The 18,740-nt window shown below is 69.4% G+C and carries 20 protein-coding genes; 3 read left to right on the top strand and 17 right to left on the bottom strand.

The features are described 5' to 3' along the window. Positions 1 to 18: 18 nt before the first annotated feature. Positions 19 to 1,221, top strand: a complete 1,203-nt coding sequence (locus EAH86_RS12760; RefSeq protein WP_140741309.1) for an N-acetylglucosamine-6-phosphate deacetylase — start codon at positions 19 to 21, stop codon at positions 1,219 to 1,221. Between the two features lie 38 nt (positions 1,222 to 1,259). Here the strand turns inward: EAH86_RS12760 and EAH86_RS12755 are convergent, their stop codons facing one another. The 3 genes from EAH86_RS12755 to murA form a co-directional block, all read right to left on the bottom strand. Continuing rightward, complete coding sequence (locus EAH86_RS12755) at positions 1,260 to 3,275, bottom strand: protein meaA (protein WP_241668374.1); 2,016 nt, start codon at positions 3,273 to 3,275, stop codon at positions 1,260 to 1,262. A gap of 147 nt (positions 3,276 to 3,422) precedes the next feature. Next, on the bottom strand, positions 3,423 to 3,788 hold the full coding sequence (locus tag EAH86_RS12750; RefSeq protein WP_140741305.1) for an STAS domain-containing protein: 366 nt from the start codon (positions 3,786 to 3,788) through the stop codon (positions 3,423 to 3,425). Between the two features lie 117 nt (positions 3,789 to 3,905). Beyond that, positions 3,906 to 5,189, bottom strand: a complete 1,284-nt coding sequence (gene murA, locus EAH86_RS12745) for a UDP-N-acetylglucosamine 1-carboxyvinyltransferase (protein WP_140741304.1) — start codon at positions 5,187 to 5,189, stop codon at positions 3,906 to 3,908. 160 nt (positions 5,190 to 5,349) lie between these two features. On the opposite strand from murA, the gene EAH86_RS12740 reads away from it, so the two are divergent. Further along, positions 5,350 to 5,994: a cob(I)yrinic acid a,c-diamide adenosyltransferase gene (locus tag EAH86_RS12740; RefSeq protein WP_140741303.1), complete on the top strand. Its 645-nt coding sequence runs from the start codon at positions 5,350 to 5,352 to the stop codon at positions 5,992 to 5,994. 10 nt (positions 5,995 to 6,004) lie between these two features. Here EAH86_RS12740 and EAH86_RS12735 read toward each other — a convergent pair whose 3' ends face one another. From EAH86_RS12735 to EAH86_RS12685, 11 genes are all read right to left on the bottom strand, one after another. Next, positions 6,005 to 6,433 (bottom strand): DUF2550 family protein, encoded by a 429-nt coding sequence (locus EAH86_RS12735; protein ID WP_140741301.1) that lies wholly within the window; start codon positions 6,431 to 6,433, stop codon positions 6,005 to 6,007. A 79-nt stretch (positions 6,434 to 6,512) separates the two neighbouring features. Further along, entirely contained in the window at positions 6,513 to 6,782 is a 270-nt protein-coding gene (locus EAH86_RS12730) for a F0F1 ATP synthase subunit epsilon (RefSeq protein ID WP_140741299.1), read from the bottom strand. 164 nt (positions 6,783 to 6,946) lie between these two features. Beyond that, positions 6,947 to 8,404 (bottom strand): F0F1 ATP synthase subunit beta, encoded by a 1,458-nt coding sequence (atpD, locus tag EAH86_RS12725; RefSeq protein WP_140741297.1) that lies wholly within the window; start codon positions 8,402 to 8,404, stop codon positions 6,947 to 6,949. Between the two features lie 20 nt (positions 8,405 to 8,424). After that, a complete protein-coding gene (locus tag EAH86_RS12720) occupies positions 8,425 to 9,324 on the bottom strand; it encodes a F0F1 ATP synthase subunit gamma (protein WP_140741294.1) in 900 nt (299 codons plus the stop codon). 116 nt (positions 9,325 to 9,440) lie between these two features. Further along, positions 9,441 to 11,078, bottom strand: coding sequence for a F0F1 ATP synthase subunit alpha (gene atpA / locus EAH86_RS12715; protein WP_140741291.1), 1,638 nt, complete (start codon positions 11,076 to 11,078; stop codon positions 9,441 to 9,443). Positions 11,079 to 11,193: 115 nt separating this feature from the next. After that, positions 11,194 to 12,006 carry a F0F1 ATP synthase subunit delta gene (locus EAH86_RS12710; protein ID WP_140741289.1) on the bottom strand — a complete coding sequence of 271 codons (813 nt, stop codon included), beginning with the start codon at positions 12,004 to 12,006 and terminating at the stop codon, positions 11,194 to 11,196. After that, a complete protein-coding gene (locus EAH86_RS12705) occupies positions 12,006 to 12,599 on the bottom strand; it encodes a F0F1 ATP synthase subunit B (RefSeq protein WP_425325227.1) in 594 nt (197 codons plus the stop codon). The genes EAH86_RS12710 and EAH86_RS12705 overlap by 1 nt, the downstream gene beginning before the upstream one ends. A gap of 49 nt (positions 12,600 to 12,648) precedes the next feature. After that, on the bottom strand, positions 12,649 to 12,879 hold the full coding sequence (gene atpE, locus EAH86_RS12700; protein ID WP_277752336.1) for an ATP synthase F0 subunit C: 231 nt from the start codon (positions 12,877 to 12,879) through the stop codon (positions 12,649 to 12,651). Between the two features lie 132 nt (positions 12,880 to 13,011). Beyond that, positions 13,012 to 13,824: a F0F1 ATP synthase subunit A gene (gene atpB / locus EAH86_RS12695; RefSeq protein ID WP_170212798.1), complete on the bottom strand. Its 813-nt coding sequence runs from the start codon at positions 13,822 to 13,824 to the stop codon at positions 13,012 to 13,014. A gap of 103 nt (positions 13,825 to 13,927) precedes the next feature. Continuing rightward, positions 13,928 to 14,185: an AtpZ/AtpI family protein gene (locus tag EAH86_RS20650; RefSeq protein WP_206665826.1), complete on the bottom strand. Its 258-nt coding sequence runs from the start codon at positions 14,183 to 14,185 to the stop codon at positions 13,928 to 13,930. Positions 14,186 to 14,200: 15 nt separating this feature from the next. Then, positions 14,201 to 14,653 (bottom strand): hypothetical protein, encoded by a 453-nt coding sequence (locus tag EAH86_RS12685; protein WP_140741287.1) that lies wholly within the window; start codon positions 14,651 to 14,653, stop codon positions 14,201 to 14,203. A gap of 200 nt (positions 14,654 to 14,853) precedes the next feature. Between EAH86_RS12685 and EAH86_RS12680 the strand changes: the two genes are divergently transcribed. Continuing rightward, positions 14,854 to 15,477, top strand: a complete 624-nt coding sequence (locus EAH86_RS12680) for a GNAT family N-acetyltransferase (protein WP_140741285.1) — start codon at positions 14,854 to 14,856, stop codon at positions 15,475 to 15,477. A 9-nt stretch (positions 15,478 to 15,486) separates the two neighbouring features. On the opposite strand, the gene EAH86_RS12675 is transcribed toward EAH86_RS12680, so the two are convergent. From EAH86_RS12675 to EAH86_RS12665, 3 genes are read right to left on the bottom strand one after another with little or no spacing between them, the layout of a single operon-like run. Then, positions 15,487 to 16,602, bottom strand: a complete 1,116-nt coding sequence (locus EAH86_RS12675) for an MraY family glycosyltransferase (RefSeq protein ID WP_140741283.1) — start codon at positions 16,600 to 16,602, stop codon at positions 15,487 to 15,489. Between the two features lie 36 nt (positions 16,603 to 16,638). Then, complete coding sequence (gene glyA / locus EAH86_RS12670) at positions 16,639 to 17,919, bottom strand: serine hydroxymethyltransferase (RefSeq protein WP_140741281.1); 1,281 nt, start codon at positions 17,917 to 17,919, stop codon at positions 16,639 to 16,641. Then, positions 17,909 to 18,712, bottom strand: a complete 804-nt coding sequence (locus EAH86_RS12665) for an L-threonylcarbamoyladenylate synthase (RefSeq protein WP_140741279.1) — start codon at positions 18,710 to 18,712, stop codon at positions 17,909 to 17,911. Before EAH86_RS12665 ends, glyA begins: the two co-directional genes overlap by 11 nt. Positions 18,713 to 18,740: the final 28 nt, after the last annotated feature.

Here is an 18,740-nt window from a genome sequence, read left to right as displayed (position 1 = left end):
ACGGTCCATCATCCTCACGTGAACTCTGCGAGCCCGAGCCCCCACCGCATCCTGCTCACCGGCACCGTCGTGCTGCCCGACCGTGTCGTCTCCGACGGCGCCGTCGCCATCACCGACACCCGCATCGCGTATGCCGGTGAGCGCAGCTCCCTGCCGCCGGAGTGGGTGGGCGTCGCCGCACCGGAGGGATGGCGTGGGGGCCTGACCCTGCTCCCGGGGCTGGTCGACATCCACTGCCACGGCGGCAACGGCGGCGAGTTCGGTCCCGATGTCGACAGCGGGCGAACGGCGGCAGCGCACCACCACGGCCGCGGCTCGACCACCGTCATCGGCTCCCTGGTGTCGGCCCCCGCGCAGACGCTGCTCGACGGGGCGCGCGCGCTGGGCGAGCTGGTGCGAGGCGGTGAGCTGGCCGGCATACACCTCGAAGGTCCGTTCCTCTCGACGGTCCGGTGCGGCGCCCAGAACCCGGCCGCACTGGTCGACGCGGACCTAGTCCTGGTCGCGGCCCTGGCCGAGGCCGGCGGCGAGGGCAGCCTCGCCCACATGACCTGGGCGCCCGAGCGACCGGGCGGGTCCACCATCCCCGCGGCCCTCGCGGCGGTCGGTGCGGTGGGTTCGCTGGGGCACACCGATGCCGACTACGACGACGCCGCTCGTGCGCTGGAGTCCGTTGCGGCCCAAGGCGCGCGGGGCGGGCTACCGCTCACCACCCACCTCTTCAACGGTATGCCGCCCCTCCTGTCGCGAGCCCCGGGCCCGGTGGGTGCCGCGATCGCCGCAGCCGCCCGCGGTGAGGCGGTGGTCGAGCTGATCGCCGACGCTGTCCACCTCGACGGTGGCACCGTACGGATGGTCTACGACGCCGTGGGTGCAGACCATCTCGCCCTGGTCAGCGACGCGATGGCGGCCAGCGGTCTGCCGGACGGGGCCTACTCGCTCGGCGGGCTCGACGTCACGGTCAGCGACCGGGCGGCCCGGCTGACCGACAGCGGCACCCTCGCCGGCGGGGTCAGCACGCTCGTCGAACAGGTCCGCTGGCTGGTCGACGACCTGGGCATCCCCCTCGCCGACGCCGTGAAGGCAGCCTCCACGACCCCTGCGCGCGCGCTGGCCCTCACTGACGTGGGATCGCTGTCCGCGGGGTTCAGCGCCGATGTCGTCGTGGTGGACGACCAGCTGTCGGTGCAGCGGGTGCTGCGCCGCGGCGCCTGGCTCTGACCCGGGGCGAGCGCCCGGGCCGAGCGGCCCGACCTCGCCTAGACCGGCTGGGTGGTCCGCTCTTCGAGCCCTCGGGCTGCGCGGATGATCGTCACGAACTGGCCCATGATGTCGTTGAGCCCGAAGTCCTTCGGGGTGAAAACGGCCGCCACACCCTGGGCGCGCAGCGCGCGTGCGTCGGTGTCCGGGATGATCCCGCCGACGATCACGGGCACGTCGCCCGCCCCGGCCGCCCGCAGGCCGGCGAGGATCTCGGGCACCAGCTCCATGTGCGAGCCGGACAGGATCGAGATGCCAACGAGGTGCACGTCCTCCGCCACGGCGGCCGCGACGATCTGCTCCGGTGTCAGCCGGATCCCCTGGTAGACGACCTCGAACCCGGCGTCGCGGGCCCGGACGGCCACCTGCTCGGCCCCGTTGCTGTGGCCGTCGAGCCCCGGCTTGGCGACGAGCACACGCAGCCCCTCACCGAGCTCGACACCGGTCCGGCGGACCTCCTCGCGCACGGCCTTGAGCTCATCGCTGCCACCGCTGGAGACACCGACCGAGCCCGACACCCCTGTCGGGGCGCGGAACTCGCCGAACTCGGCGCGCAGCGCTTGCGCCCACTCCCCCGTGGTCAGCCCGGCCCGCGCTGCTTCCAGCGAGGCCGGCATGAGGTTGGCGCCGCTGCGGGCATCCCTGCTGAGGGCGGCGAGGGCAGCGGCGGCACGTTCGCGCCCCTGCGGGTCCGCGTCACGTTCCTCGCGCCACTGGCGGACGGCGGCGGACGCCTTGGCCTCCACGTCGTGGTCGACGGTCTGGATGGCCGCGTCGAGGTCGGCCGTCAGGGGGTTGGGCTCGGTGGTCTCGAACCGGTTCACGCCGACGACCACGTCCTCGCCGGCCTCGATCCGCTGCCGACGCAGGGAGTGCGAGGCCACCAGGGCCGACTTCATGTAGCCACTCTCGACGGCCGGGACGGCGCCACCCATCTCCTGCACCCGGGCGATCTCGGCCTGGGCACCGGCGACGAGCTCGGCGACCTTGCCCTCGACGACGAGCGACCCGGTGAACAGGTCTTCGTACTCCAGTAGGTCGGACTCGAAGGCCAGCACCTGCTGCATCCGCAGCGACCACTGCTGGTCCCACGGCCGCGGGAGGCCCAGTGCCTCGTTCCATGCCGGCAGCTGGACGGCGCGGGCGCGGGCGTCCTTGGACAGGGTCACGCCGAGCATCTCCAGCACGATCCGCTGGACGTTGTTCTCGGGCTGCGCCTCGGTCAGGCCGAGCGAGTTGACCTGCACGCCGTAGCGGAACCTCCGCTGCTTGGCGTCGGCCACCCCGTAGCGGTCCCGGGTCAGCTCGTCCCACAGCTGGAGAAACGCGCGCATCTTGCACATCTCCTCGACGAACCGGACCCCGGCGTTGACGAAGAACGAGATCCGGGCGACGACCTCACCGAACCGTTCCGGCGGCACCTGACCCGAGTCCCGCACGGCGTCGAGCACCGCGATGGCGGTGCAGATCGAGTAGGCGATCTCCTGCACCGGCGTCGCGCCGGCTTCCTGCAGGTGGTAACTGCAGATGTTGATCGGGTTCCACTTGGGAATGTCCGAGACGGTGTAGGCGACCATGTCGGTGATCAGGCGCAGCGACGGGCCCGGCGCGAAGACGTAGGTCCCCCTCGACAGGTACTCCTTGATGATGTCGTTCTGCGTCGTGCCGGCCAGGGCGCGCACCGCGGCCTGCGGATCGGCGCCGGACGCCTGCGCCTGCTCCTCCGCCACGACCTGGTACAACGCGAGCAGCCACATGGCCGTGGCGTTGATCGTCATCGAGGTGTTCATCTGGTCCAGCGGGATGTCATCGAACAGGGCGCGCATGTCACCGATGTGCGAGATGGGGACGCCCACCTTGCCGACCTCGCCGCGCGCGAGCGGGTGGTCCGGGTCGTACCCCGTCTGCGTCGGCAGGTCGAAGGCGACCGACAGACCGGTCTGGCCCTTGGCCAGGTTGCGACGGTAGAGCTCGTTGCTGGCGGCGGCACTGGAGTGACCGGCATACGTGCGCATCACCCACGGATGGTCACGCTCGGGTCGGGACGGCTCGGACGCGTCGGTGACCGGGGTGGCCGGCGAGGTGGGGGGCGGCGTCGGGACGTCAGTGTGCTCGGCCATAGGGCCGAAGGTACCTGCGGCAGTGCGGCCCGAGGGAGGCGGTCAGGCGGTGACAGCCGCCACAGTGGCGACGGGGACGGCCTCGCGGAGCACCAGCGCACGGTCCAGGCGTGATGCACGCAACAGCCGCGCGGTGCGCTCGGTCATGTCGACGACGGCCAACCGGCGACCGGCGCGACGGGCCCGGTTGTAGGCCTCGACGAGGACCCCGAGCCCGGTCGCGTCACCGATCTCGGCACCGGCGAGCCGGATGTGGACGTCACCGCAGCCGGTGTCGATGATCCCGTGCAGGAGGAGTCGGACGTCCGGGACGGTGTGCACGTCGATGCGGCCGACGATGGCGACTTCCTGCCCCGTGTGCGTGGCACGGACTTCCACGGGCAGAACCCCGATGGCACTGATCGACATGCGAACCCCCTTGTCCGTGGAAGACATTCACTCACAAGGACGCGCGGGAGGGGGGTTTCGGTTGTCGCGGGCTAGATCAAGATCTGATAAAGGTCTCGGCCGGCTCTGGTGGGCTGCTCAGACGAAGGGGTCGTCGTCGGGCTCGCGGGTGACGTCGGCACCCAGTCCCTGCATGCTCTCGGCGAACCCGGCGTAGCCGCGGTCGATGTGCTGCGCACCGCTGACGGTGGTGATCCCGTCTGCGACCAGCCCGGCGATGACCAGCGCAGCGCCGGCCCTGATGTCGCTCGCCTCGACCGGCGCACCCGACAGGGTCTCGACGCCGTGCACCATCACGTGGTGGCCGTCGATGCGGGTCTCCGCGCCTAGCCGGTTGAGCTCCTGGACCGTGCGAAAGCGCGCCTCGAAGAGGTTCTCGGTGATCATGGCCGACCCGTCCGCCACCGCGTTGCAGGCCAGCGCAAAGGGCTGGAGGTCGGTGGGAAAGCCCGGGTAGGGCAACGTCGCGACGTCGAAGGCCTGCGGCCGGCGGCCCCCGGAGTCCACCCGGAACCCCCGATCGGTGGTCGTCACGGTCGCACCGCTGGCCCGCACCAGTTCAAGGGCACTGAGCAGGTGTTCGGGCCTGGCTCCGACCACCTCGACGTTGCCGCGCGTGGCGGCCGCGGCGAAGGCCCAGGTGCCCGCGGCGATCCGGTCCGGGACGACGGCGTGCTCGGTGGGGCGCAGGGAAGGGACGCCCTCGATATCGATGACCGACGACCCCGCACCGCTGATCCGGGCGCCCATCGAGACGAGCATCTCGGCGATGTCGACGATCTCCGGCTCGCGGGCGGCGTTCTCCAGCCGGGTCGTCCCCCGCGCCAGCACCGCGGCGGTGAGGACGTTCTCGGTGGCGCCCACGCTCGGGAACTCGAGGCGGATCTCGGCACCGTCGAGCCCGCCGGGCGCCTCCGCCACGAGGAAGCCATGGGTGACGTGCACCCGGGCGCCCAGGGCTTCGAGGCCGGCGGCATGCAGGTCCAGCCCGCGGGAGCCGATGGCGTCGCCACCGGGGATCGCGACGTCGGCCGAGCCGGTGCGCGCGACGAGCGGGCCGAGGACGGCGGTCGAGGCACGCAGTGCGCGGACCAGGTCGTAGTCGGCGCGGTGCCCGATCTGCTCGGGCACCGCGAGCTCGACGACACCGGCGACGGCGTCGTAGTCGACGGTGCAGCCGAGCCGGCGGAGCAGCTCGGCCATGATCGTCACGTCGAGGATGGCCGGGACGTTGGTGAGCCGGGTGCGACCCACCGCGAGCAGGGCCGCGGCCATCAGCTTGAGGGCGCTGTTCTTGGCGCCCCACACGGCGACCTCGCCGTGCAGCCTGGTGCCTCCGACAACCCTGAATCTCTCAGCCACGCACCCAGCCTATGCGAGCAGGGTCTGTGCACAGACCCCGGTCACACTGCGCAGAGACCCCGTCTCTGCGCAGTGTGACGAACCTCTGTGCACAGAGGCCAGGAGCCTGGGTATGCCGGGTGGTGACCTTCTCTACGGCGCCGTCTGAGAGGCTGCAGCCATGGTCAACCTCACGCGCATCTACACCCGTACGGGCGACGACGGCCAGACCCACCTCGGGGACATGAGCCGCACCAGCAAGACCGACGTCCGGCTGCTGGCGTACGCCGACGCCAACGAGGCGAACGCCGCCATCGGGGTGGCGCTGGCCGCGGGCGAGCTGCCCGACGACATCAGGGCGACCCTGCTGCGGATCCAGAACGATTTGTTCGACGTCGGTGCCGACCTGTGCACCCCGCTCCAGGAGACCTACGAGTACCCGCCGCTGCGCGTCGAGGCCGCCTGGATCGATGAGCTCGAAGCCGACTGCGACCAGTACCTGGAGCGGGTCGAGAAGCTCCGGTCGTTCATCCTGCCCGGCGGCACCGTGGGCTCGGCCCACCTGCACGTCGCCACCACGGTGGTGCGGCGCGCCGAGCGACGGGCCTGGGCCGCCATCGCGGAGTACGGCGACCAGCCCGGCTCCCGCAAGGGTCAGGGCGGCGTCAACGTCCTCACCGCGAAGTACCTCAACCGGCTCTCGGACCTGCTGTTCGTGCTCGCCCGCGTGGCCAACCTGCCGATCGGTGGCGACGTCCTCTGGCAGCCGGGTGGCGGCCGCGCCGAAGGACCGCCGGCCCGCAAGGCCCAGCCCGACCAGGGATGACCGACCTGCGCTAGGCGACGTTGACGTTGAACCCGGGCGGCGAGCTCTCGAGCCAGCTCCGCATCGCCGTGTAGGCAGACGGCGCGAGGGCCAGCGAGAAGGTGTCGCTGCCGTAGTGGCAGTCCACCGTCACCGCTTCGGGAAGGCCCGCGATGGCGGCCTCGGGCAGACCCGGCGGCCCCAGCTCGAGCCGGGTCCGGTCCCACGTCCTGGCCGACCTCGGGGACGGGCCGATCAGGGTGAACCACTCGAGCGTGGTCCCGGAGAAGCGCAACAGCCCCAGGCGGTACTGGGACCGACCGTGGGCCTTGAGGGCGCACAGCATGAGGGGCGCACCCGAGGCGAGCAGCCGCCGACGGACGAAGATGTAGGCCAGTGCGAAGAGCGCGAGCAGGATGAGCGCGCCGGCGACGATCTCCGCGGAGATGACGGGCGACATGCTCAACCCTTTCTGTAGGGGCGCTAGCTGTTCGAGGCCGTAGCTGTTGAGGGCCTTGGCTGGGCCAGGCCGTGGCCGGCTAGGCCGTGAAGTTCGAGGCGTCGACCGCCTCGGCGACGATGATCACCTTGTCGCGGTCGACGGACAGGAACCCGCCGTCGATGCTGGCGGTCTGCGAGCCTTCGCCGGACTTGATCCGGACCTCACCCTCGACGAGCACGCCGAGCAGCGGGGTGTGGCCGGGCAGGATGCCCAGCTCGCCATCGACCGTCCGGGCGATGACCATGTCGGCCTCGCCCTCCCAGACCTTGCGGTCCGCAGCGACGAGTTCAACCTGCAGGGTGCTCACGGTGTCCTCCGTTGGTACGGCACGGGTGGTGCGTGCGTGAAGTCTATCGGCCTGCGGTGTGCTGCCCCGCCGACCAGTGGTATGCCGTGGGGCCGGCCGATGTGGCCGGCCCCAGTGGCATCCCGGAACGTCTCGATGGAGTCCCAGGTGCGGCGTCTGCCGACCTAGAGGCTCTTCTCGATCTCGGCGGCCTGGCGCTCGACGTCGTCGAGGCCACCGCACATGAAGAACGCCTGCTCGGGCACGTGGTCGTACTCGCCGTCGGCGATCTTGGTGAATGCCTCGATCGTGTCGGCCAGTGGCACGGTCGAACCCTCGATGCCGGTGAACTGCTTGGCGACGTAGGTGTTCTGGCCGAGGAAGCGCTGGATCCGGCGGGCCCGGTTGACGAGGATCTTGTCCTCTTCGGAGAGCTCGTCGATGCCGAGGATCGCGATGATGTCCTGCAGCTCCTTGTTGCGCTGGAGGATCTGCTTGACGCGCACCGCGGTGGAGTAGTGGTCCTCCGCGATGTAGCGACGGTCGAGGATCCGCGAGGTCGAGCTGAGCGGGTCCACGGCCGGGTAGATGCCGAGCGAGGCGATCTCGCGGGACAGCTCGGTCGTCGCGTCGAGGTGGGCGAAGGTGGTCGCCGGGGCCGGGTCGGTGTAGTCGTCGGCCGGGACGTAGATCGCCTGCATCGAGGTGATCGAGTGACCACGGGTCGAGGTGATGCGCTCCTGGAGGGTGCCCATCTCGTCGGCCAGGGTCGGCTGGTAGCCCACGGCGGACGGCATCCGGCCGAGCAGCGTGGAGACCTCGGAACCGGCCTGCGTGAAGCGGAAGATGTTGTCGATGAAGAGCAGCACGTCCTGGTTCTGCACGTCGCGGAAGTACTCCGCCATCGTCAGGGCCGACAGCGCGACGCGAAGACGCGTGCCCGGCGGCTCGTCCATCTGGCCGAAGACGAGGGCGGTCTGGCCGAGGACGCCGGCCTCTTCCATCTCGACCATGAGGTCGTTGCCCTCACGGGTGCGCTCACCGACACCGGCGAACACCGACACACCACCGTGGTCGCGGGCCACGCGGGCGATCATCTCCTGGATGAGCACCGTCTTGCCCACGCCGGCGCCGCCGAACAGGCCGATCTTGCCACCCTGGACGTAGGGCGTCAGCAGGTCGATGACCTTGATGCCGGTCTCGAACATCTCGGTCTTGGACTCGAGCTGGTCGAAGGCCGGGGCCTTGCGGTGGATCCCCCAGCGCTCCTTGGCCTCGAACGTCTCACCCTCGGCGAGGTTCATGACGTCACCGGTGGTGTTGAACACCTTGCCGAGCGTCACGTCGCCCACGGGGACCGTGATGGGGCCGCCGGTGTCCTGCACCTGGGTGCCGCGGACGAGGCCGTCGGTCGGCTGCAGGGAGATGGCGCGAACCATGTTGTCGCCGATGTGCTGGGCGACCTCGAGGTTGAGGTTCTTCTTCTCACCCGAGAGCTCGACCGTGGTGGTCAGCAGGTTGTACTGCTCGGGCATCGCGTCGGCAGGGAACTCGACGTCGACGACCGGGCCGATGATGCGGGAGATGCGGCCGATGCCACCGGGGGTGGCGGCCTTGGTCTCTTCAGTGACAGTGGCAGTCATTGGTTTCTCTCTCTAGCTTCTCAACTGGCGTCGGCGAGGGCGTCGGAACCGCCCACGATCTCGCTGATCTCTTGGGTGATCTCGGCCTGGCGAGCCTGGTTGGCCAACCGGGTGTACTTCTTGATGAGCTCTTCGGCGTTGTCCGTGGCCGACTTCATGGCCCGCTGGCGCGACGCCAGCTCGGACGCCGCTGCCTGCAGGAGGCAGTTGTAGATGCGCGCCGTGACGTACTTGGGCAGCAACGCATCCAGCACCTGCTCGGCACTCGGCTCGAACTCGTAGAGCGGCAGGACGTCGTCCTCGGCCGGCGCCTCTTCACCCTCGACGACCTCGAGCGGCAGCATCCGGATGACGTCAGGCTCCTGCGTGACCATGTTGACGAACCGCGTGAAGACGATGTGGACCTCGTCCACCCCGCCCTCGGCGAAGTCCTGGTTGAACGCTGCGACGAGCGCCTCGCCGATCTCGCGAGCAACGTCGAACGTCGGCTGGTCGGTGAACCCGGTCCACTCGTCCGCGTAGTCACGCTTGCGGAACTTGTAGAACCCGACAGCCTTACGACCGACGAGGTAGGGGACGACCTCCTTGCCGTCGGCACGCAGGTCGCCGATGAGGCGCTCGCTCTCCTTGAGCACCGAGGAGCTGTAGGCGCCGGCCAGACCACGGTCGGACGTCACCACGAGCACCGCGGCACGACGGACGTTCTCGTGCTCGGTGGTCAGCGGGTGGTCGACGTTGGAGAAGGTCGCGACGGCCGAGACCGCCCGGGTCAGGGCACGCGCGTAGGGAGAGGACTCCCGCACCCGCTGCTGCGCCTTGACCACGCGCGAAGCTGCGATGAGCTCCATGGCGCGCGTGATCTTCTTGGTCGCCTGGACGGACCGGATGCGCTGGCGGTAGACCCGCATCTGCGCTCCCATATGTTGCCGCCTCTCTCGTTCGTGTCGTCGTGCTCTACGTCTTCGGGTATGCCGGGTGAGCCGGCACGTTCGCTGCGGTGCCGGGCGCCCACCGTGGTGGGCACCCGGCATACCGGTCAGCGCTTCTGCTTGACGATCTTCTCCTGCGCGACGTCGTGCTCGAGGGCACCCGGCTCGGCCTCGTGGCCCACGGGGGTGTTCTCGGCGCCGGACGCCTGGAACTGCTCCTTGAACTTCGTCACGGCCTCTTCGAGGCCCGCGCGGGTGCCGTCCTCGAACTTCTTCGTCTCGCGGATGGCGTCGAGCAGGCCACCCTTCTCGCGACGCAGGTAGTCCAGGAACTCGGTCTCGAAGCGGGACACGTCCTCGACGGCAACCGAGTCGATCTGACCGGCGGTGCCGGCCCAGATCGACACGACCTGCTCCTCGACCGGGAGCGGCGAGGCCTGACGCTGCTTGAGGAGCTCGACGAGGCGAGCACCCTTCGCGAGCTGGGCCCGCGAGGCCGGGTCGAGGTCCGAGGCGAACATGGCGAAGGCCTCCATCGCGCGGAACTGCGCGAGGTCGAGCTTCAGACGACCGGAGACGTCCTTCATGGCCTTGATCTGCGCGGCGCCACCGACACGGGAGACGGAGACACCCACGTCGATCGCGGGACGCACGTTGGCGTTGAACAGGTCGGCCTGGAGGTAGATCTGGCCGTCGGTGATGGAGATGACGTTGGTCGGGATGTAGGCCGACACGTCGCCCGCCTTGGTCTCGATGATCGGCAGACCCGTCATCGAGCCCGCGCCGAGGTCGTCGGACAGCTTGGCGCAGCGCTCGAGCAGACGGCTGTGCAGGTAGAACACGTCACCGGGGTAGGCCTCGCGGCCCGGCGGGCGGCGCAGCAGCAGCGACACGGCGCGGTAGGCCTCGGCCTGCTTGGACAGGTCGTCGAACACGATGAGGACGTGCTTGCCCTGGTACATCCAGTGCTGGCCGATGGCCGAACCGGTGTAGGGCGCGAGGTACTTGAAGCCCGCCGAGTCGGACGCGGGGGCCGCGACGATCGTCGTGTACTCCAGGGCGCCGGCCTCTTCCAGGGTGCCGCGGACGGCAGCGATGGTGGAGCCCTTCTGGCCCATGGCGACGTAGATGCAGCGGACCTGCTGCTCCGGGTCGCCCGACTCCCAGTTGGCCTTCTGGTTGATGATCGTGTCGACCGCGACCGTGGTCTTGCCGGTCTGGCGGTCACCGATGATGAGCTGGCGCTGGCCGCGACCGATGGGGGTCATGGCGTCGACGGCCTTGAGGCCGGTCTGCAGCGGCTGGTGCACCGACTTGCGCTGGACCACGGTGGGGGCCTGCAGCTCGAGGGCGCGGCGCTCGGTGGTCTCGATGGCGCCGAGGCCGTCGATGGGCTGGCCCAGGGGGTTGACCACACGACCGAGGAACGCGTCACCGACGGGGACGGACAGGACCTCTCCGGTGCGCTTGACCTCCTGGCCCTCCTCGATCTTGGAGAAGTCACCGAGGATGACGACGCCGATCTCGTGGACGTCGAGGTTGAGCGCGAGGCCCAGCGTGCCGTCCTCGAACTCGAGCAGCTCATTGGTCATGCACGAGGGCAGGCCCTCGACGTGGGCGATGCCGTCACCGGCGTCACTGACGCGGCCGACCTCTTCACGGGAGGCCGTGCCGGGCTCATAGGACTGAACGAAGTTGTCCAGCGCGTCCCGGATCTCCTCCGGACGGATCGAAAGCTCCGTCATGTGATCTCTTCTCCTCGATTGCTGGCCCGGTGGGTCGGGCCAAAGTCTGTGGTGTGGTCCAGCATCTTCAGTTGTTGTGCGGTACGCCACGGTGTCGTGGCGCTGGTTGTTTCGGTCAGCCGGCGATGTGCCGACGAGCCTCGTCGAGACGACGAAGCACGGTGCCGTCGACGACCTCGTCACCGACCTGGACCCGGATGCCGCCGAGCACGTGCTCCTCGATGGCGACCTGGAGCAGGACCGGCTTGCCGTAGATGCTCTGCAACGCTGCGGACAACCTCTCGCGCTGCTGCGCGGTGAGGTCGGTCGCTGCCGTCACGACCGCGGTGATCTGCTCACGCCGGCGGGCAGCGAGGGCGAGGTAGAGCTCAAGGGTGCGGTCCAGCTTGCGACCGCGGGGGGCCAGCACGGCCTGGCGAGCCAGGTGCACCGTCTCGTCGCTGGCCTTGCCGTCGAGCAGCTCACTGACCACGCCGGCCTTGGCGTCGACGTCGCCCTGACGGTTGGTCAGGCGGTCCCGCAGCTCGGGGTTGCCGGCGACGATGCGCTCGAAGCGGAACAGCTCGTCCTCGACCCGGTCGATCCGGTCGGCCTGCTCGGCACCAGCGAGGATCGACGTGACGGCGAGCTCCTCGAGAGTGTCGGAGAGGTCGCGCTCGGTGGCCCAGCGCTGCCCGACGAGGTTCTTGACCACGACGATGGCCTCTGCCGAGACCTTGCCGTCGAGCAGTCGCTCGGCGAGCGTCTGCTTCTCGACTCCCTCGCGGGAGGGGTCGGCGAGGGCGCGGCGCAGGGTGGCCGACCCGTCGATGACCCCGACGACCGCGAGCAGCTGGTCACCGAGCACGCGACGGTCTGCCCCGCCGGCGAGCGCGGCGTCGAGCGCCTTGCTCCCGGCGATGGCGGCCGCACGCGACGATCCACGCATCAGGCGTCCTCCCCGACCTTCTCGGGCTGGATGTCCCCAGCCTCGAGCTCGGCCAGGAACCGGTCGACGATGCCCTTCTGGCGGGTCTCCTCGTGCAGCGACTCGCCCACGATGCGGCTGGCCAGATCGGTCGACAGGCGACCCACCTCGGCCCGCAGCGAGACGACCGCCTGCTGGCGCTCCGCCTCGATCTGCTTGTGCGCCGCCTCGGTGATCCGCGCAGACTCGGCCTGTGCGTGACCACGCATCTCGACGACGATGGCCGCACCCTGCTCGCGTGCCTCCTCGCGGATGCGCGCGGCCTCGGCGCGTGCCTCGGTCAGCTGGGCCTGGTACTGCTCGAGGGCCGCCTGGGCCTGCTGCTGAGCCTCTTCGGCCTGCTGCATCCCGCCCTCGATGGCGGCGGTCCGCTCGGCGTAGGCCTTCTCCAGGTTGGGCACGACCTTGGTGGCCACGACCCAGTACAGGATCGCGAACGCGATGATGCCGAAGATCAGCTCACCCCAGAGGGGCAGGATCGGCAGGCGATCGCCGGTCTTGTCCTCGGCGGTGGCCGCGACAACCACCTGCGTGATGCCGGTGAAGTGCTGCACGGGTTCTCCTAGTGCTGTGGTGCCAGGGGTTTCGGGCTGGGTGCAGGCGTCAGGCGGACTTGAAGACGAACGCGAGCACCAGACCGAAGATGGCCAGCGCCTCGGCGAGGGCGAAGCCGAGGATGGCGATGCCCTGGAGGACGCCACGCGCCTCGGGCTGGCGGGCAACACCGTTGATGTAGGCAGCGAAGATCAGGCCGATGCCAACACCGGGGCCGATTGCGGACAGGCCGTAGCCGAGGATGGCGATGTTGCCACCGATGTTGATGGTGCCGTTCATCTGATGGTCCTCTTTCGATTTCTTCAGTGATCCGTACGGCCCGTCGCCGTCCGGAAGTTCGGGTGAGTATTCAGTTGTGGTCAAGCGGTTTAGCGGTCAAGCACCGGGCCCTCGTCGAGCGGCCCGGACGTCTCAGTGTTCGTCGGCGAGCGAGCCGGCGATGTAGGTGGCTGCGAGCAGCGTGAAGATGTAGGCCTGCAGGAACTCGATCAGTGCCTCGAAGGCGGTCAGGACGAGCGCCATGCCGAACGAGCCGACACCCGCGATCTTCAGCCCGAAGCTCCCGTGGATGACCATGTACTCGCCGCCGGTGATGAACAACAGCAGCAGCATGTGCCCGGCGAACATGTTGCCGAAGAGTCGCAATGCCAACGTGAGCGGGCGGGTCACGAAGTAGGTCAGCAGCTCGAGCGGGATGATCAGCACGTAGATGCCCTTGGGCAGACCCGGGGGGATCATGTGCTTGATGTGGCCCCAGGCGCCGCTCTTCTTGATGCCCACCGCGTGGTAGATCACGAAGACGAGGAGGGTGAGGGCGATCGGGAAGCCGATCCGGCTCATCGTGGGGTACTGGATCGGCGGGATGATGCCGAACAGGTTGTTCACCACGATCAGCATGAACATGCTGAACAGCAGCGGGACGAACCTGAGGAAGTCCTTGCTACCGATGATGTCGCGGGCCACGCCGTTGCGCACGAAGTTGTAGGCACTCTCGGTGACCCACTGTCCCTTGCCCGGGACGACCGCCGCGCGCTTGGTCGTCGCCACGAGGACCCAGGCAATCAGGCCGACCGAGAGGGCCAGCACGACCATCGGTCGGGTGATCGCGAAGTCCCCGTGACCGATCAGGGGCTGGTAGAACTCGGCCGGCGTGGGGGCGTGGAAACCCTCCCCTTCGCCACCTTCGGCAGCCAGGCTGATAGCGCCCAGCACGTTCAGACTCACAGGTTCTCCTCGAGCTTTGCGTTCGAAACAGTCCACGGGCCAACGGGGGCAGCGCTCATGCGCCTGTGCCCGGCATACAGAGGGGGGAGCTGACCTGCGGAAGTCATTGCGTACCGTACCGGAACCACACGAGGTACAGCGACAGGGCCATCCCACCCACGATGCCCACCGCGACGAGCCAGGTCGTGCCCAGCCAGTGGTCCAGCCCCCACCCGACCGCGCCGAACATCGCAGGGCCGGTGATGAGGTAGGACACGACGTTCCACATCCGCGCTTCGTCGAGTCGCTGATGACCCGCGTCGGCCTTCTCCAGCGGCGTCTGCCGGGCGTCCGGCGACGGCTGCGAGGGCGGTCTGGTCACGGTGAACTCCTGTGGTCATCTGGCCGAGCCCCCATCCTGCCCGGTTTCCTGCGGCGCGTCGAAAGCAAGCCTGCGGGAACGGACGAACGCGACCACCTGGAACACCTGCCACACGACGGCGACGGCCAGGACCGTGATCCCGAAGGCGGTGCCGTCCAGCCAGGTCGCGCTCTGCAGGGCGATGATGACCACCAGCAGGAAGATCATCTGGCCCATGAAGACGGCCAAGGCACTGGCGAGGAAGCGGAACGGATCCGAGGCACCACCCAGCTTGCGCATCACGAACAGCCCGAGCGCGAAGAAGGTGATCGCGATCGCGAAGCCCAGGGCCGCGCCGAGGGCGGCCTTGCCCCCGCCCATCTCAGCGGCCACGACCACGGCAACCGGGCCCACTGCCAGCGTCGGCAGGAAGGCTCCGCGCAGCATCACCGCGAACGGGTCGCGGTCGGTGTGCGGGGTTGCGCTCATCGGTCTGGCCTGCCTGATTCGTCGGGGCTGCGGTGCCTGGCGAACGGTGGTCTGCGCCCTCCTTGGGGTGCTTGTGAAAGGTATCACAAGCGTCGTGAGGGCCGCCAGCCCGGGCGGCGAACAGCACGACCATGGCCAGGCCGCGGCCGCAGGAACTCCGCCGGGAAACCGGGAAAATCGGGCACAGGTAGCCTGCCGACATGCCAGCCACTGCCCCGACAGGCGACCCCCTGGTCGGCCGGTTCGTCCGCCTCGACGTGATGCAGCCCGACGACGCCGCGGGACTGCACGCGGTCTACACCGACCCGGACGTCTACCGCCAGGGCTTCATCATGCGACCGCCGCCCGCGGACCTGTCGGTCACGAGGGCCAACACCGCGGAGAACATCGCGGCGCGCGGTGCCGGGCGCACGGCATACACGGTCCGGCTGACTGGCGAGGGCGGCCTCGGTGAGGAAGGCACCGTCGTCGGCACCTCCTCGCTCGGGGACGTCGACCTCGAGAACGAGCGGATCCACCTCGGCTGGACGATGTACGGCTCGCGCTGGTGGGGCACCCAGGTCAACCCCGAGTGCAAGCTGCTGATGCTCGGGCACGCGTTCGACTGCGGGTTCGGTCGGGTCAAGATCCAGACCGACGCGGTTAACCTGCGCTCCCAGGCCGCGATCGCCAAGCTCGGCGCCACTCGTGAGGGCGTGCTGCGGCGGCACACCAAACGGGCCGACGGCAGCTTCCGTGACTCGGTTGTGTTCAGCGTGCTCGCGGACGAGTGGCCGGCGGTGCGCGACGGCCTCGAGCAACGACTGGGTATGCCGCGCGGCTGAGGCGCGCGGTCAGGGCACCTTGGGCCGGTGGCCGGGGACCGACCAGCGGGGCAGCCAGATCGTCAGCACGCCGGTGACGACCACGGCGACCAGCACTCCACCCCCGGCGACCCGGGCGTCGTCGATGAAGATGAAGCTGACCGAGCCCAGGGCAGCCACGGCCGCCCAGAGCCAGAGCAGCACGACGGCGCGGCGGTGACCGTGACCGAGCTGGAGCATCCGGTGGTGCAGGTGCTGCTTGTCCGGGTGCCAGGGCCGTTCTCCGCGGGCGGTGCGCCGCACCACCGCCAGCAGGATGTCGACCAGGGGCAGCAGGATGATGGCGGCCGGCACCACGAGCGGGAGCAGGGTGGCTGCGACCGGGTTGGTGCTCACCTGGTTCGGGGTCACGTTGCCGGTGGTGGAGATTGTGGCCGCGGCGAGCAGCAGCCCGAGCAACAAGGCGCCGGAGTCACCCATGAACAGCCGAGCCGGGTGGTAGTTGTGCGGCAGGAAGCCCACGCAGCAGCCGATCAGCGCGGCCGAGATGAGGGTGGCCGACGAGAACACGTTCGGAGGGTCGTAGGTGCGGGAGATGCCGTAGCTGTAGATGAAGAACGCGGCCCCGGCGATGACGACCACACCCGCCGCCAGCCCGTCGAGCCCGTCGATGAAGTTGACCGCGTTGGTGAACAGGACCACGGCAAAGACCGTGAGCCCGACCGTGATCGGCTGCGGGAGCACGGTGACCCCGCCGATCGGCAGCTGGTAGAGGAGCACCCCGCTGAAGGCCATGATCCCGGCGGCGATCATCTGGCCGCCCATCTTGGTCAGCCAGTCCATCTCGCGGATGTCGTCGATCGCGCCGATCAGGCAGACGATGCCCGCCCCCACCAGCACGCCTCGCAGCTCCGGTCCCAGCCGGAAGACCTGACCGAGGAACGGCAGATGGCTCGCCGCGACCATCGACGCCGCGAAGCCCAGGTAGATCGCCACTCCCCCGAGCCGCGGGATCGGTGTCGAGTGGACGTCCCGGTCACGGACCGGCGTGAAGGCACCGGTCCGCACCGCGACGGCGCGCATCAGCGGCGTGGCGGCATACGTGATCACCGCGGCGACCATCAGGACGAGGAGGTACTCGCGCACCTAGAGCGTGTCTCCCAGATCTCGGGTGGGTGGGACTCAGCCTCGAGGGTATGCCGGGAAACGGGTGACGAGGTCCGTGACACCTGCGCGGACCTCCTTGGAGACCGGGTGGTCGGGGTCGGCGTCGCCCTCGGTGACGGCCTTGGCGATGAGCGCCGCGATCTCGCGCATCTCGTCGGTGCCCATGCCCTGGGTGGTCACGCAGGGCGTGCCGACCCGGATGCCGCTGGCGATGCTGGGCTTCTGCGGGTCGAACGGGATGGCGTTCTTGTTCAGGACGATCCCGGCCGCGTCGGCCCGCCCCTCGGCGTCGGCGCCGGTCACGCCGATCCCCTGCAGGTCGTGGAGGCTCAGGTGGGTGTCGGTGCCTCCGGTGGTGGGGCGGATCCCCTTCTCCCCCAACGAGGTCGCCAGGACCGAGGCGTTCGCGATGACCTGCTTGGCGTAGGCCGCGTACTCGGGAGTCGCGCACTCCTTGAAGTTGACCGCCTTGGCAGCGATCGTGTGCATCTGCGGGCCGCCCTGCATCATCGGGAAGATCGCCTTGTCGAGCTTCGCGGCGTGCTCCTCCTTGCAGACGAGCGCACCCGAGCGCGGTCCGCGCAGCACCTTGTGGGTGGTGAAGGTGACGACGTCGGCGTGCGGCACCGGGCTGGGGATCGCCTTGCCGGCGACGAGACCGATGAAGTGGGCGGCGTCGACCCAGAAGATCGCGCCGATCTCGTCGGCCAGCCTGCGGAAGAACTCGAAGTCGATGAGCCGCGGGATCGCCGAGCCCCCGGCGAGGATCACCTTGGGCCGGTGCTCCTTGGCGAGGCGCTCGACCTCGGCGTAGTCGATGTCCTCGGTCTGCTTGTCCACCCCGTAGTGGACGGCGTTGAACCACTTGCCGGAGAAGGACACCTTGGTGCCGTGGGTGAGGTGGCCGCCCATGGGTAGGGCCATCGCGAGGATGGTGTCGCCGGGCTGCATGAACGCGCCGTAGACCGCCATGTTGGCGCTGGCCCCAGAGTGCGCCTGGACGTTGGCGTGGTCGGCGTCGAACAGCGTCTTGCACCGCTCGATGGCGAGCAGCTCGGCCTTGTCGACCTCGGAGCAGCCGCCGTAGTAGCGGCGACCCGGGTAGCCCTCGGCGTACTTGTTGGAGAGCGTGGAGCCGAGTGCCGTGAGAACCTCGGGGCTCGACATGTTCTCCGAGGCGATCAGCTGGAGCCCGCCACGGATGCGGTCGAGCTCGGAGACGAGCACCCCCGCGATCTCGGGATCGAACGACTCCAGGGCACCGAAGTCGGAGCCGTAGAAGGTGTCAGCGCTCATGGGTGTCTCCTGGGAGGGGGCTCTCGGCGGTGGGATCCGCAGGCAACTCTATTGCCTCGTCCTGCGGGTGCTCGGGGGTGTCGGACGCCTCCTCCTGCGGGTGCTCGGGGGTGTCGGACGCCTCGTCCGTGGCTTCTTCCGGGGGCTCCGACACCTCCTCCTCGGTGTCGAGCACGGCCTGGATCTGTTCAGCGGTGATGGCGCCTGCCCTGAGCAGGACGTACTCCTCGCCGGTGCAGTCCAGGATCGTCGACACCTCGGTGCTCGTGGTCGGACCGCCGTCGAGGTAGACGCTGACGGCCGCGCCCAGCTGGGAGGCAGCCGCGGTGACCGTCGTGGCCGCCGGCTGACCGGTCAGGTTGGCGCTCGTCACCGCCATCGGCCCCACGTCGCTCAGTACGGCGAGGGCGATGTCGTCCTTGGGCATCCGCAGGGCGACCGTCCCGTTGGTCTCGCCGAGGTCCCACATCAGGGACGACTGCGCCTTGAAGACCAGTGTCAGCGGACCGGGCCAGAACTCCCGGATCAGGTCGCGGGCCCACGCAGGCACGTCCGTGGCCAACCCGTCGACAGTGCGCACGCTGGGCACCAGGACCGGAGGAGGCATCTCGCGACCCCGCCCCTTGGCAGCAAGCAGCGACGCCACGGCCTCGGCGGAGAACGCGTCGGCGCCGACGCCGTAGACCGTGTCGGTCGGGAGGACCACGATCTCCCCGGCGCGGACGGCTTCGACAGCCTTGGCCACACCCTCGACACGGCCTTCCTCGGTGCTGCAGTCATAGACCGGACTCATGCCGCTCAGCCTAGGACCGGCATACCGC

The organism is Pedococcus bigeumensis (genome assembly GCF_006438965.1).
GTDB lineage: Bacteria > Actinomycetota > Actinomycetes > Actinomycetales > Dermatophilaceae > Pedococcus > Pedococcus bigeumensis_A.
The sequence above is the reverse complement of the archived record's forward strand: the minus strand, read 5'-3'. Positions and strand labels throughout refer to the sequence as shown.